This window comes from Streptomyces sp. NBC_01235 (genome assembly GCF_035989285.1).
Classification (GTDB): domain Bacteria; phylum Actinomycetota; class Actinomycetes; order Streptomycetales; family Streptomycetaceae; genus Streptomyces.
Genome location: NZ_CP108513.1, coordinates 3,263,232 through 3,277,629 on the forward strand (window position 1 = coordinate 3,263,232; position 14,398 = coordinate 3,277,629).

Sequence of the window (14,398 nt, forward strand, 5' to 3'; positions counted from 1 at the left end):
GAAAGGGGGTACTCCCGGGCGGGGTGGGCGCGGCCTGGCGTCGGTGGGATGAGTGACGCGTGGACGTTCGAGGGGCCGGATGGCCGGCCGGTGGTGGTGCGTGAGCCGGGGCCGGGGGACGAGGCGGCGCTGCTGGGGCTGTTCGCGGAGTGCGAGGAGGGGGTTGAGGAACATCGGAACGATAACCGGCGCTAAAGCCTCGATCGGCCCTGGTGGGTGGCTGACGGAGCGTCGACGGCGGGACCCATCTGAAGTCGTCCCGCAGATAACGCCCTATTATCTGCGGGAAGGCTGATCGCGACCTGCGGGAACAGCCGCCAGGCCGTGCGTGAAGCGGCCCCGTTATCTGCGGCAAGGGGGAAGGGGTGCCAGCCGTCGTACAACTGCCCGCCGGGAAGGTGCTGACCGTCCGTACGGCGGCCGACGCCTTCCTCGACTCGCTCGGTAACCCGAACACGGTCCGCAACTACGGTATCGGGGTGGGCAAGACCGCCGAGCGGCTCGGTGAGGGCCGACCGCTTGCGTCCGTCGCGGACGACGAGATCGGCGAGATCCTGGAACTGCTGTGGGGCAGCTCTGCGGTGAACACCTGGAACGCCCGGCGTGCGTCGGTGCTCTCGTGGCTGGGTTGGTGCGATGAGCGCGGGTACGACGGCCCGGCGGTCCCTGCCTGGGCGAAGCGGCTCACCCCACCGGACTCCGAAACCCCGGCCCGCTCGAAGATGGCGATCGACCGGCTGATCGCGCGGCGGGAGGTGCACCTGCGGGAGAAGACGCTGTGGCGGATGCTCTACGAGACCACTGCCCGGGCGGAGGAGATCCTGGGCGTCAACATCGAGGAGCTGGACCTCGCCGGGCGCCGGGCCCCGGTGAAAGCCAAAGGCGCCCGTCCTCGTACGCGTCGCCGCGGCGCTGTCCGCAAGGACTTCGTCCTGGAGACGGTCTACTGGGACGCTGGTACTGCCCGGCTGTTGCCCAGACTGCTCAAGGGACGTACGCGCGGCCCGGTGTTCGTCACCCACCGCAAGCCCGGCCCCGGCAAGGTCGTCAACCCGCGGGACATCTGCCCGGACACCGGGCTCGCGCGTCTCTCGTACGGGCAGGCCCGGATGCTGCTGGACGAGCACACTGCCCTCGGCGGTGAGCCGGGCACGGGCTGGGATCTGCATGAGTGGCGGCACTCCGGTCTGACCCATCTTGGTGAGGGCGGGGCGAGTCTGCTCATGCTGATGGCGAAGTCCCGGCACAAGAAGGCGGAGAACGTACGGAAGTACTTCCACCCTTCCCCGGAAGCGATCGCCGAAGTCACCAGCCTGCTCGCGCCGGGCTGAGGCGGAGGACCGGTACGGCGGCCGTCACTGACTCGGAACGGCGATGCCGGCTGCGCGCAGGTTCGCCTCGACCAGCGTGTTCAACCGGGCGATGGACGGTGACTGGTCCTCCCGGTGGTGGTTGACCATTCCGTACCGGGAGGCGGCGTCGGACTGGCTCCGAAACCCGCTCGGCATCGCCAGCAGCGCGCGGTTGGTCAGCAGCTTGTCAGCCAGTGTGGACGCCAGCTCCTCGATCCGCGGATCGTCCGGATCCCAGGCCCTCGCATCCCAACCGCGCTTGGTCAGCTCGACGGACTCGGGATCGTCAAGCAAATGTTCAAGCCGGGTCAGGAAGGTGTCGAAGATCTCCGGGACCAGCGCCCGGGCCAGCACCAGAGCCTCCCGTTGACCAACCACGTAGTCGGGATTGAAGCCGAGTTCGGCGAGTCGGTCCAAGACCGCGCAGGCCCGGTCGGGCAGCAGGGCCCGGTCGCCATGGTCGAGGCGGTGCAGCCTGTCACGGCGCGCGATCAGGTCTTCGATCCGCTCGGTGAGCTGGTGATGGATGTCGTCCAGGGTGGCGGCGAACGTCTTGGGACCGGCGTCGAGCAGGTCACCGATCTCGGCCAGCGGCACGCCGGCCGCGGCCAGGGTCCGGACCTGGACCAGCCGGAACAGCTCGCCCGATCGGTAACGGCGGTAGCCGGAACCGTCGCGTTCCGGCTCGGCGACCAGGCCGAGCCGGTGGTAGTGCCGCACGGTCTTGATCGTGACACCGACGAACGCCGCTGCCTGACCGATCGTGAGCCCGTCTGCCATCGGGTCAGCGCACCTCCAGATCGTGGGCGGCTGCGGTCTCGCGAACCGCGTCGGTCGGGAAGTCCGGACGATCACAGGGGCGAGGATAGCGCGCACCAGTTCCAGCCCATCCCCCCTGCCGCCGAGGAGGACCGGGACGCCTGCGATCGGTGCCGGTCACCCCTTGATCGCGATAGGGGGTTGACCTTGACCTTGGGTCAAGGGTGCAGGCTCTTCACATGGCCGCTCGAAGGGCCAGGCAGCCACCAGGCCGCCGTGAGAACTAACACTGTGAACAGGAGATTCATCATGGGAACAAGCAACAGCGGCTTCTCCCACGGAGGGCTGCGCCGACTGCGCGAGGTGCTGGCACGGCACGTCGAGTCCAAGAAGATTCCCGGCCTTGTCGCCTTGGTCAGCCGCGGCGGCCAGACACACGTCGAAGCGATCGGGACGATGCGTCATGACGGTGGCTCGCCGATGCGCCGGGACACGATCTTCCGGATGGCGTCCACGTCCAAACCGGTCACGATGGCGGCGGCGATGATCCTGCTGGACGAGTGTCGGCTGCGGCTGGACGACCCGGTGGATCAGTGGCTGCCCGAACTCGCTGACCGGCAGGTGTTGAAGCGGCCCGACGGACCGCTGGACGACACCGTGCCGGCACAGCGGCCGATCACCGTACGGGACCTGCTGACCTCCACGTTCGGGCTCGGAGTGGACTTCGAGTCGATGGCTTCCCCGATCAGGGCCGCGACCTTCGAGCGTCTCGACTACAGCGTGGCATCCGGGCCGGCGCCCGAGCCGGACGAGTGGATGCGCCGCCTCGGCGAGCTGCCGCTGCAGTACCAGCCCGGAGTGCGGTGGCAGTACGACCTCAGCAACGAGGTAGTCGGTGTACTTGTCTCCAGGGTCGCGGGAAAGTCGTTGGAGAATTTCCTGCGCGAACGCATCCTCGATCCGCTGGGGATGAAGGACACCGCCTTCCACGTGCCCGCCGACAAGATCGACCGACTCCCGCCCCTGTACGGGCCCGACCCGCAGACCGGCGAGTTCATCGTGTGGGACGAGGCGGCAGGGGGAAGGTCCAGCGTGCCTCCCGCGTTCCAGGGCGCCGGCGGCGGGCTGGTCTCCACCGCCGACGACTACCACGCCTACTTCCAGATGCTGCTGAACCACGGGATGCACGGGAGTGAACGGATCTTGTCTCGGGCCGCCGTAGAGCTGATGACCACCAACCGTCTCTCGCCCGAGCAACTAGCTGCCCGGGACGCCATGTTCAGCAACGTCGCCCACCTGTCGTCCGGCCAGGGGGCGAATGGCGGCTGGGGCTTCGGGATGGCGGTGCGCACCTATCGCGGCGACTACGCGCCCCTCGGCCAGTTCGGCTGGTTCGGCGGTACCGGCACCACCGCCTACGCAGACAGGACCAACCAGCTTACCGGAGTCCTGCTCACCCAGGTCGGACTGTCCACCCCGGATTCTCCGCGTGCCATGAACGACTTCTGGACCACGCTCTACCAGGCCATCGACTGACAACGAGCTCGACCGTTACTTTGCGGCTGGGGTGAGAGACAAGAGCCCGGTGCTGGCCCCGGGCGTCATTCCTCGTCGGTAGCGTCTGGCTCCCGCAACGGACGCAGGTCCCCGGGCAGGTCGGGGAGTTGGAAGGAATACCGGCCGAGCATGTTGATGTGGTGGCGGACGAACGGGGAGAGGCGGGCCACGTCCTCGTCGCGGACATTGAATCCGTCCGCGCGCAGCTGAGTGACGGCGGCGTCCATGTACCTCGTGTTGAAGAGCACCAGGGCATTGAGAACCAGGCCGAGCGCGCCGATCTGGTCCTCCATGCCGTCCTGGTAGCGCTGGTAGAGCTGTCCGGCCCTGCCGTGGAAGATCTTCCGGGCGAGAGCGTGGCGGCCTTCCTGGAGGTTGGCCTGCACCTTGATCTGCCTGCGGTAGCCGGGCTCGTCGGCCAGGCGCAGGATGTGCAGGGTCTTGGCGATCCGCCCGTAGTGCGCGATCGCGTCGCCGAGCGGGGTGGGGCGGCCGTCCCGGGACAGCATCCGAATCACGTCATAGGCGCGGACGGCACCGGTATGGATGGAGCCGATGATCCGCAGGATGTCCTCCCAGTGCCGCTCGATCCGGGCAAGGTCGACCCGGCCGCGGGCCGCGTCCTGGAAGGCGCCATGGTCGGCGGCGCGGTCGATGCGCCACATCTTCTGGTCCGGCAGGTCCGCAAGCTGGGGCGCATACGCGAACCCGGCCAGGGTCAGGAGCCCGAACACGATGTCGGAGTACGAGGCGGTATCCGTGACGATCGTCTCCGGGCGCTTGGCGCCGTCGCGGTCGTAGAGCACGTCCAGCACGTACAGCGAGTCGCGCGGGGTGCCGGCCACGACCTTCCCGCCGAGCCCGGCCGCCTGGTCATTGATCATGTTGAGCCAGGTGGTACCGCCCCGGCGCCCGAAGTACTTCGGGTTCGGCCGCGCGTACACGCTGGGCACGGGGACGACGAACCGCATCCCGTCGACCGAGGCGACCAGCCCGCCGCCCCACGCGCTCGCGAGCGGGATGGCCGCCTGGTGCTCGATCAGCGTGGCGTTCGCGGCCCGGTAGGTGGCGAGCCGCAGATACGTCTGGTCGACGTGGGAGAGCCGCCCGTACTTCAGCGCGTCGACGCCGCCGATGACCGGGGTGTAGCCGACATTGCAGCCGTGCGCGCCAACAATGCCGCGATCGTCACCGGCAGCTCCTTGAGACGGGCCTCGCCACCGGTGACCGAGGTGAACGCCTGGTCAGCGCCGGTCCAGGAGAACACCTCCAGCAGTACCTCGGGCAGATCGACCCGGGGCAGCATCGCGTTCACCGCGGCCCGCAGATCGAGCAGCGAGGCGGGTTCGGGCTCCGGCTCCAAGGCGGCGAAGTGCAGCCGTCCGTCGTCGTCGAAGACGATCTGCGCGTTGTCCGGCAGCCGCCCTGTGACCTCGCGATACGTCCCGTCCAGCAGCGCGGCCCGCGCGGTCAGGTGCTCGCTCGCCCCGGCGGGCAGGTTCAGCGAGGCCAGCACGGTGGGCTTGGCCTGCTCCCACGCCGCCCCGGCCAGCAGCTTCGCCCTCGGATCGCCCCACCTGGAGGAGTTCTTCGCGAACACCTCCCGCCGGCGCAGCATCCGGTGGAACTGCTCCAGGATGCAGAACGTGTACGCCTTCCAGTCCACCGTGCCCGGCTCCAGGTGCGGCGCCGAAAGGACCAGGCGCCGCCAGGAACCGACAAGCAGGTCTGTGTCAATCTCCTGCGGGCCGACTCTCTTGCGGCCCATCAGGTCCGGCAGCGACTTCAGCGCGGTCAGCACCGGCAGCCCTTCCGGGGTGGCGCCGAAGTCGACGACCTTGACCAAGAGCTTGAGGAACGGCCGCACCGTGCCGAACCGGCCCACCAGCATCGCCCGCCACGCCTCGTCCGCATCGGAGTCGAGCGGCGGGGTCAGCTCGAACAGCGCGGTGATCGCGGCGGCCAGCTCCGCGCGCGGCACCACCGCCTCGATCCGCTCCCACATCGCCGTGAGCGTCTCCACCTTCGGCGGGCTGACCTCCCCGGTGTCGGTGTCGACCTGCTCGCTCGTGGTGTCGAAGATGACCTGGAACGCGGTCGCCAGCTTCGCCCCGGCCCGCTCCACCCTCGGCAGCGTCTTGATCTTCTCCTTGACCGTCTCCCGCTCGGCCTTGGCCAGCAGCGTCGCCAGACGGCGCGAGTCGCCGTGCCGCTTGAGGAGTGACGCCTTGCCGTCCACTCCGTACCGCGACAGCTCCGCCAGACGGCGCGGCGGTATCCCCGACACATCCAGGGCGCGCATGTCCAGGTCGGCGATCTCCTCGGCCCGGTCCAGCGCCCACTTCATCTGCGGTCCAGATACCCGCACCGGACCCCGGCGCAGCCGGTCCAGCTCCGAGACCCGCGCGCCAGACGGCACGGTCAACAAAGAGTCCAGCACCGCCCGCTGGCCGACGCTCAACATCCCGTGCAGGGTGTCCCACAGCCGCTGGTTCGCCGTCTCCCGCACCGAGGCGACCAACCTGGTCAGCGTCGTCACGCCGGGCAGCAGCACGCGGCGCTCACGCAGCTGGCCGACCGCCGCGTCGAACAGGGCCTTCGGGCCCTCGCCAGTCGTCCAGGCCCGCGCGTCCACCCATGTCCGCAGGTCGGCCTCCGCCTCGGCGAACTCTTTGTATTCCAGGACCCGCCGCAGCTCGCGTACGTGCTCCAGGCGGGTGTTCTCCCGCTCTCCGTATGCCTTCAGCACCGACGCATCGCCGATGTCGAGCTGCTCGGCGAGGTAGTCGACGACCTCCGCCGGCGCGTCCGTGGGGTCATCAAGGAACACCCCCAGATACCGCGCGGTCGTCAGCTGTAGCGCGAAGCCCAGGCGGTTATGGGACCGCCGCTTGCCCTCGATCAGCTCCCGGTCCGCGTCGTCCAGGAAGAAGAAACGCTCCAGCTCCGTGCGGGAAGGCGCCCCGCGAAACGCCGCATACGCGGCAGCCTGCTCATCCGTCAAAAACCCGACCGTCACCCCGGACCTCCAAACAGTCGATCAACAACGACTGCCGAAGGTTCCGCTGCCACAGAAGACCAGGTCAAAGCCTCCCTGAGCACCACCAGGGCTTAGCGCCGGTTTTCGTTCCGATGTTCCTCAACCCCCGAGGACTGGTTCGTGGCGGCGACGGGTCTGCCGTCGGGGCCGGGTGATGTGCAGAGCCTGTTCTACGCGCTGCCGGAGGGGCAGCCGTGGAGGCCAAGGTGGTGCTGGCGGTGGAGCGGGAGGGGGGTGCGGTCGGTGTGGTGGACGCCGTGCGGGATCATCCGGGGCGTGGTGAGGTGGCGGTGGGGATGTTTCTGCTGACGCCAGGGGTGCGGGGGTGTGGGCTGGGGCGGGCGGTGGCCGGGGAGTTGCTGGCGCGGGCGGTGGGGTGTGGCGGGTGACGGCGACCGTTCCGCCGGGCTGGGTGGCGGGGGAACGTTTCCTGCGTCGGTTGGGGTTCGCCTGGGAGGAGGTGGGCGGGCCGGGTGCCGGGGACGTCGGCAATCGACGGACGGGACCGCGTGAAGAGGACGTCGGCAATCGACGGGCGGGACCGCATGAACGGGACGTCGGCAATCGACGGACGGAACCGCATGAAGAGCGCGTCGGCAATCGGCGGGCGGGACCGCGTGAAGGGGTTGTACGGCGGGCCGAGTTGGTGGTCGGCCCGCCGTGAGGACTGTGACCGTGGGTCGGTCCAGGCCGGTGCTCAGGCCTGTCGCGCCTCTCGTACGCGCAACGCCCGTGTCAGGTCGTCGAGTTGGTCGGCGAGCTTGCGGCGCAGGGCCGGGGTGGGGTCGGCGTCCGTGAGGCACTCCTCGCCCAGGCGCAGGGTGTCGGGGTCGACGGCGTGGGCGGGGAAGGCCCAGCGTCCTGCGGCGTCGGCGATGGCGGGGCCGCGGCGGGCGGCGACGGCGACGGCGTCCTGGTAGAAGCGGGGGACGTATGCGCTGACGAGGTCGGCCTGTTCGGGCTGCCAGAAGCCCTGGGCGGTGGCGGTGAAGAGGTAGTTGGAGAGGTCGTCGCCCTCGAACATGGCGGCCCAGGCGGTGCGCTTGGCCTCCGCGTCGGGGAGGGCGGCGCGGCAGCGGGCGGCGCCTTCCCGGCCGGTGGCGGAGGGGTCGCGGTCGAGTTCGGCGGCGATGGCGGTCTCGTCGGTGGCGCCGAGGACGGCGAGCCGGGCCAGGACGCGCCAGCGCAGGTCGGGGTCGAGCTCGGGTCCGCCGGGGACGGTGCCGTCGGCGAGCCAGGCGGCGATGGTGTCGGGGTGGGCGGCGACGTCGATGAAGTGGCGTACGGCGATGAGGCGCAGGCCGGGGTGGTCGCCGTCCTCGGTGCGGCGGATGAGGTCGCGGCAGAGGGCGGAGAGGGTGGCGAGGGCGGCGGGGCGCTGTTCGGGGGTGAGGTAGCGGCCTGCGACCTGGGCGGAGGCGAAGGCGAGGACGCCTTGGGCGAGGGCGAGGTCGGTTTCCTGCGGGAGGTGGGCGCGGGCGGCCTCGAGGTAGGCGGTGGGGGCGAGTTCGCCGTCGCGGACGGCGTCGCGCAGGGCGTTCCAGACGACGGCGCGGGTGAGCGGGTCGGGCAGTCCGGACAGGCCGGTGCGGAGGGTTTCGAAGGAGGCGGGGTCGAAGCGGATCTTGGTGTAGGTGAGGTCGCCGTCGTTGAGGAGGAGCAGGGCGGGGCGCTTGCCGATGGGCTGGGGTGCGCTTTGCGGGATGTCGACTTCGAGGCGTTCGCGCAGGGTGAGCCGGCCGTCATCGCCGAGGTCGAGGTCGTAGAGGCCGACGGCGACGCGGTGGGGGCGGCTGCCCTTGTGCACGACGGTGAGGGTGTGGTCGCCGTTGGAGCCGTTGAGGGTGGGGGTGAGGGTGTCGACGCCGGTGGTGCGCAGCCAGGCGTCGGCCCAGGCGTGGACGTCGCGGTCGGTGTGGGCGGCGAGGGAGTCGATGAAGTCGGCGAGGGTGGCGTTGGCGAAGCGGTGGCGGGCGAAGTGGGTGTTGATGCCGGCGAGGAAGTCCTTCTCGCCGAGCCAGGTCACCAGCTGGCGCAGCGCGGAGGCGCCCTTGGCGTAGGAGATGCCGTCGAAGTTGAGGAGGGCGGAGGCGGTGTCGTCGACGTTCTCGGGGGCGACGGGGTGGGTGGTGGGGCGCTGGTCGGCGTCGTAGCCCCAGGCCTTGCGGACGACGCCGAAGTCGGTCCAGGTGTCGGTGAAGCGGGTGGCTTCGGTGAGGGTCTGGTAGCCCATGTACTCGGCGAAGGACTCGTTGAGCCAGATGTCGTCCCACCACTGGAGGGTGACGAGGTCGCCGAACCACATGTGGGCCATCTCGTGGGCGATGACCATGGCGCGGGTCTGGCGTTCGGTGTCGGTGACGGCGGAGCGGTAGACGAATTCGTCGCGGAAGGTGACGAGGCCGGGGTTCTCCATGGCGCCGGCGTTGAACTCGGGGACGAACGCCTGGTCGTAGGAGTCGAAGGGGTAGGGCTCCTCGAACTTCTCGTGGTAGCGGTCGTAGCACTGCCGGGTGATCTCGAGGAGTTCGTCGGCGTCTGCGTCGAGGTGGGGGGCGAGCGAGCGGCGGCAGTGGATGCCGAAGGGCAGGCCGCTGTGTTCGGTGCGCACGGAGTGCCAGGGTCCGGCGGCGACGGCGACGAGGTAGGTGGAGATCAGCGGGGTGGGGGCGGCCTGCCAGCGGCCCTCGCCGAGGTGTTCGGTGATGCCGTTGGCGAGGACGGTCCACTCTTCGGGGGCCTTGACGGTGAGGTCGAAGACGGCCTTGAGGTCGGGCTGGTCGAAGGCGGCGAAGACGCGCTGGACGTCGTCCATGAAGAGCTGGGTGTAGAGGTAGGTCTCGCCGTCGGTGGGGTCGGTGAAGCGGTGCATGCCCTCGCCGGTGCGGGAGTAGCGCATGCTCGCCCGGACACGCAGTTCGTGGTCGCCGGCGGTGAGGTGCTTCAGGGAGAGCCGGTTGTCGTCCAGGGTCTGCGGGTCGAGGGGCTCACCGTCGAGGGTGACGGAGTGCAGTGTGTCGGGCCTGACCTCGACGAAGGTGTCCCCGTTGGCGCGCGCGGCGAACCGGATGACGGTGACGGACTCGAAGGTCTCGTCGCCGGTCGTCAGGTCGAGCTCGATGGTGTAGCGGTGGACGTCGAGGAGCTTGGCACGGCTTAGCGCTTCGTCGCGCGTCAGTACGGACATGCACGACATGCTGCCTGATACCGCAGGCCGGGCACAGGGGCGGATCGGTACGCGCCCTATGTCCCTTCTCGCGCCGGAGCGCTGTCGGGTCGCCCGTGGGCCGGGGTCGACTGACGGGGCGTGCCCGGCGTCTCACGCACGGTGCCCGCTGCGGGCACGCCCGGTGGGTCAGTTCGGCGAGGCGGCGGTGCCGTTGACGGTGTCCTCGGCGATGCGCTCGTGGTGGCGGATCACCTCGGCGATGATGAAGGTGAGGAACTTCTCGGCGAACGCGGGGTCGAGTTTGGCGTTCTCGGCGAGGGTGCGCAGGCGGGCGATCTGGCGGGCCTCGCGGGCCTGGTCGGCGGGCGGCAGCTGGTGGCGGGCCTTGAGGTGGCCGACCTGCTGGGTGGCCTTGAAGCGTTCGGCGAGCATGTGGACGACGGCCGCGTCGATGTTGTCGATGCTGTCGCGCAGCCGGGCGAGCTCCTCGCGGACGGCGGGGTCGACGTCGCCGGGTCCGGGGCCGGGGGTGTTGCTGGTGGTCATGGGCGTTCACCCTAGTGCGCCGTGTCCTCGTACAGTGGAACCGGGTACTGGGGTGCACGGCGTCTTGGGGGTGCGGGCGTGGCCGACGGCGGACCGGTCCAGCATGGTTATCCGCATCTGGAGACGGTGCGGGCGGCCGTCACGGCGTTGTACCGGCGGTTGTCGTACGACACCGTCCACCAGTTCGCCACCAGTGTGCCCCCGGCTGACGTGGCGTTCTGCGACACCGACGATCTGCATCTGGGGGCGCAGCGGGTGGCCCGTGAGCTGGTGCGGCACTACCGGTTGCCGGATGCCAGGATGATCGTCGCCTTCCGGGAGATGCAGCACGCGGCGAACGTCGAACTCACCGCGGGACCGGAGTACTTCATCGAGCTGAACGACCGGTTCCGTAGGCATCGGCGGGACATCGGCGCGGCTCTGGCGCACGAGATCATGCACGTCTACCTGCATCGCGTGGGCCTGTCGTTCCCCGGCACGCGGGACAACGAGATCCTGACGGACACGGCGGCGACGTATCTGGGGGCGGGCTGGCTGCTTCTGGACGCGTACCGGGAGGACGGGGCGTCCTCACAGAAGCTGGGGTATCTGACGCCGGAGGAGTTCGGGTACGTGCTGGCGAAGCGGTCGTTGGTGTTCGGCGAGGATCCGTCGGTGTGGTTCACCAGTGCGCAGGCGTACACGGCGTACGGGCGGGGCATGGAGCGGGCCCGGCATGACGAGCGGCAGCCTCCGCTGACGGCGGCGGGCTGGGCGGGCCGGCGCCGTTACGTCCGCGACCGCCGGCACGCGCAGGACCATCGGTCCGCGGCGGCCGCGGACACCGCGTACGCGTTCGCCCCGGACCCGCCGGGGCCGCTGCGGGTGACGTTCCCGTGCCCGACCTGCCACCAGCGGATCAGGGTGCCGGTGAAGGGGAGGGTTCGGGCGCGGTGCGGGTTGTGCAGGACGGTGCTGGAGTGCGACACGTAGGTCGAGTGGGGCATGTAGGTCAGTCGTGAGAGGTGGCTGTGCGCGGCAGGAGTGCGCACAGCCCCGCGCACACCACGAATCCGGCGGTCACCCACGGCATCGCCGCCCCCAGTGCCTTGGTCAGGCCGTCGTCGGCGTGGCCGAAGAACACCGTGCCGACCACGGCCGCGCCGAGCGCGCCGCCGAACTGCTGGGCGGTGGAGAAGATCCCGGAGGCGCCGCCGGCGAGGTCGGCGGGTACGGCGGACAGGACGACGTTCACCAGGGGCACCACCAGGAAGCCGAGGCCCGCGCCTGCTACGACCAGGCCGGGTGCCAGCGGCCAGGCGCCGGTGTGCGTGTCGGAGGCGCCGTCGACGGCGGCCCACACCCAGGCGTAGCCGCCTGCCATGAGCAGTGCCCCGGCGCCGAGGACGAGCCGTCCGTAGCGCACGGCGAGGGAGTCGGCGGCGGGTGCGGTGAGGAAGCCGCCGACGGAGAAGGCGACGGTCAGCAGGCCGGCCTGCATCGGCGTGTACCCCTCGCCGGCCTGCAGCCAGACGGCGAAGACGAGGAAGAAGCCCTGCATGGCGAGCGAGAAGAGCAGCTGGACCAGGACGCCGACGGAGAACGCCGGGAGCCGGAAGGCGCGGGACGGGAGCAGCGGGACCGTGGCCGGGTTGCGTCGGTGCGCCTCGAGCACGCCGAGGCCGGTGACCGCGAGCACGCCGGCGGTCAGGCAGATCCAGCCCCACAGCGGCCAGCCGTTCTCCCGCCCCTGGACCAGGGGCAGCACGATCGCGACCAGCCCGCCGGCCAGGACGAGGCTGCCGAGCGCGTCGGGACGTCCCGCCGAGCGTTCCCTGGTGGCGGGCACCAGGACCGCTCCGGCGACGAGGGTGATCGCGGCGACCGGCACGTTGACCAGGAACACCGACCGCCAGCCCCAGCCGAACAGGTCGGCGTCCGTGAGTACCCCGCCCAGTAGCAGCCCGACGGCTGAGGCGAATCCGGCGACGGCGCCGTACATCCCGAAGGCGGCGCCGCGTTCCTTGCCCTGGAAGAGGGTGCGGAAGGAGCCGATCACCTGGGGGACGAGTACGGCGGCGAGGACGCCCTGGAGGGCGCGTGCGGCGATCAGCTGTCCGGGTGTCTGGGCGATCCCGCAGACGAGGCCGGCCAGTCCGAAGCCTGCCGTGCCGGTGAGGAAGAGGGTGCGGCGGCCGAGGCGGTCGCCGAGGTGGCCGGAGACGATCAGGGCCGCCGCGAAGCCGAGCAGGTAGGCGGAGACCGTCCACTGCAGGTCGCTCGCGGATGCGTGCAGATCGCTGCCGATGGAGGGGATCGCGACGTTCACGATGGTCGTGTCGAGGAGGTCCATCAGCGCCGCGATCATCATGACGGCGGCGGCGGCCCAGCGGCGCGGGTGGGGGTCCGTGGTGGCGGGCGGGGGTGGGGTGAGGGCGGTGGTCATGGGTGTCTCCAGTGGGCGGTGCGATGGGCGGGCGTGGTGGGCGGCCCCGGGATTTATTTCGTTCGACCGAACGAAATACTTGCACCGACAACTCGCCGGCCGCAAGTACTTAGTTCGACCGAACGAAATATTCGTTTACCCTGGAGGCATGGCAGAGACCGGAGACGACACACGACGGGCCGCCGCTCTCGATCGCCTCATGGCCGTGGGCCGCCGGCACAGCGCGGTCACGGTGATGTTCCACTCGGCGATCGCGGCGAAGCAGGGGCTGAACGCCACAGAGGAGAAGACTCTCGACTTCCTCCAACGGCAGGGCCCGCTCACCGCGAAAGACCTGGCGGAGCTGACCGGCCTGGCCCCCGCCTCCGTGACCGGCATGCTCGACCGGCTGGAGGCCAAGGGCTTCGTCCGCAGGGTCAAGCACCCCACGGACAAGCGGCGCGTGCTCGTCGAGCTCAACGAGACGAAGATCGCCGAGCTCGCGGTGTTCTTCGAGGACTGGGCACGCGACATCACCGAGGCGTGCGAGGAGTTCGGCGCGGAGGAACTGGAGACCGTCAACCGTTTCCTCGCCGTGATGACCGAGGCACAGCGGAAGGCCACGGCCCGACTGACCGAGTGACCTACGCCCCGTACACCGCCCCCGGCGGCTCCGCCTCGGCCAGGAGCTTGCGTACGACGGTCCCCGCCTCCGTCGGGTCCCAGCGCGCGCCCTTGTCGGCGGTGGGGCCGGGGCGCCAGCCGTCCATGACGGTGATCCGGCCCGCCTCCGCCTCGAAGACGCGGCCGGTGACGCCCTCGCTGTGCGCGGAGCCGAGCCAGACGACGAGCGGGGAGACGTTTTCGGGGGCCATGGCGTCAAAACCGGTTTCCGGGGCGGCCATCGTCTCGGCGAAGGTCCGTTCCGTCATCCGGGTGCGGGCGGCGGGCGCGATGGCGTTGACCTGGACGCCGTAGCGGGCGAGTTCGGCCGCCGCGACCAGGGTGAGCGCGAGGATCCCGGCCTTCGCCGCGCTGTAGTTGCCCTGCCCGACCGAGCCCAGCAGCCCGGCCCCGCTGCTGGTGTTGACGATCCGGGCGAGCGGCGTGCGGCCCGCCTTGGCCTCGGCCCGCCAGTGCCCGGCGGCGTGCTTCAAGGTGAGGAAGTGGCCCTTGAGGTGGACGCGCAGGACAGCGTCCCAGTCGTCCTCGTCCAGGTTGACCAGCATCCGGTCGCGCAGGAAGCCGGCATTGTTGACGAGGGTGTCGAGCCGGCCGTACGTCTCCAGGGCGGTCGCCACGAGGGACGCGGCGCCCTCGGGCGTGGCGACGTCCCCGCCGTGCGCGACGGCCTCGCCGCCCGCCGTACGGATCTCCTCGGCCACGCGTGCGGCCGGGCTGTCGGCGTCCGAGGTCCCGTCCAGGCCCACCCCCAGGTCGTTGACGACGACGCGCGCCCCCTCCGCGGCGAACGCGAGCGCGTGCGCGCGCCCGAGGCCGCGTCCCGCGCCGGTGACGACGACGACCCGCCCGTCGCAGATTCCGCTCATCCCAGGTCTCCTCACGTCCGC

9 protein-coding genes and 1 pseudogene are annotated in these 14,398 nt (G+C 70.5%); 4 read left to right on the top strand and 6 right to left on the bottom strand.

Going from position 1 to position 14,398, the window contains the following annotated elements; translation table 11 throughout:
• Positions 1-365: 365 nt before the first annotated feature.
• Positions 366-1,331 carry a tyrosine-type recombinase/integrase gene (locus OG289_RS14190; protein ID WP_327314358.1) on the top strand — a complete coding sequence of 322 codons (966 nt, stop codon included), beginning with the start codon at positions 366-368 and terminating at the stop codon, positions 1,329-1,331.
• Positions 1,332-1,355: 24 nt separating this feature from the next.
• Here the strand turns inward: OG289_RS14190 and OG289_RS14195 are convergent, their stop codons facing one another.
• A complete protein-coding gene (locus OG289_RS14195) occupies positions 1,356-2,132 on the bottom strand; it encodes a MerR family transcriptional regulator (protein ID WP_327314359.1) in 777 nt (258 codons plus the stop codon).
• Positions 2,133-2,420: 288 nt separating this feature from the next.
• Between OG289_RS14195 and OG289_RS14200 the strand changes: the two genes are divergently transcribed.
• Positions 2,421-3,647 carry a serine hydrolase domain-containing protein gene (locus tag OG289_RS14200; protein WP_327314360.1) on the top strand — a complete coding sequence of 409 codons (1,227 nt, stop codon included), beginning with the start codon at positions 2,421-2,423 and terminating at the stop codon, positions 3,645-3,647.
• 65 nt (positions 3,648-3,712) lie between these two features.
• Here OG289_RS14200 and OG289_RS14205 read toward each other — a convergent pair.
• The 3 genes and pseudogenes from OG289_RS14205 to OG289_RS14215 form a co-directional block, all read right to left on the bottom strand.
• A pseudogene (locus OG289_RS14205) lies at positions 3,713-6,687 on the bottom strand (Tn3 family transposase).
• 718 nt (positions 6,688-7,405) lie between these two features.
• The gene (gene pepN / locus OG289_RS14210; protein ID WP_327314361.1) at positions 7,406-9,895 is read right to left on the bottom strand and encodes an aminopeptidase N; all 2,490 of its coding nucleotides are present in this window, start codon (positions 9,893-9,895) and stop codon (positions 7,406-7,408) included.
• 168 nt (positions 9,896-10,063) lie between these two features.
• Positions 10,064-10,423: a chorismate mutase gene (locus OG289_RS14215; protein ID WP_327314362.1), complete on the bottom strand. Its 360-nt coding sequence runs from the start codon at positions 10,421-10,423 to the stop codon at positions 10,064-10,066.
• A gap of 78 nt (positions 10,424-10,501) precedes the next feature.
• On the opposite strand from OG289_RS14215, the gene OG289_RS14220 reads away from it, so the two are divergent.
• Positions 10,502-11,395: a hypothetical protein gene (locus tag OG289_RS14220; RefSeq protein WP_327314363.1), complete on the top strand. Its 894-nt coding sequence runs from the start codon at positions 10,502-10,504 to the stop codon at positions 11,393-11,395.
• Between the two features lie 19 nt (positions 11,396-11,414).
• Here the strand turns inward: OG289_RS14220 and OG289_RS14225 are convergent, their stop codons facing one another.
• The gene (locus OG289_RS14225) at positions 11,415-12,848 is read right to left on the bottom strand and encodes an MFS transporter (protein ID WP_327314364.1); all 1,434 of its coding nucleotides are present in this window, start codon (positions 12,846-12,848) and stop codon (positions 11,415-11,417) included.
• A gap of 148 nt (positions 12,849-12,996) precedes the next feature.
• On the opposite strand from OG289_RS14225, the gene OG289_RS14230 reads away from it, so the two are divergent.
• Positions 12,997-13,470 (top strand): MarR family winged helix-turn-helix transcriptional regulator, encoded by a 474-nt coding sequence (locus tag OG289_RS14230; RefSeq protein WP_327314365.1) that lies wholly within the window; start codon positions 12,997-12,999, stop codon positions 13,468-13,470.
• A 1-nt stretch (position 13,471) separates the two neighbouring features.
• Here the strand turns inward: OG289_RS14230 and OG289_RS14235 are convergent, their stop codons facing one another.
• Complete coding sequence (locus tag OG289_RS14235) at positions 13,472-14,377, bottom strand: SDR family oxidoreductase (RefSeq protein WP_327314366.1); 906 nt, start codon at positions 14,375-14,377, stop codon at positions 13,472-13,474.
• Between the last annotated feature and the right edge of the window lie 21 nt (positions 14,378-14,398).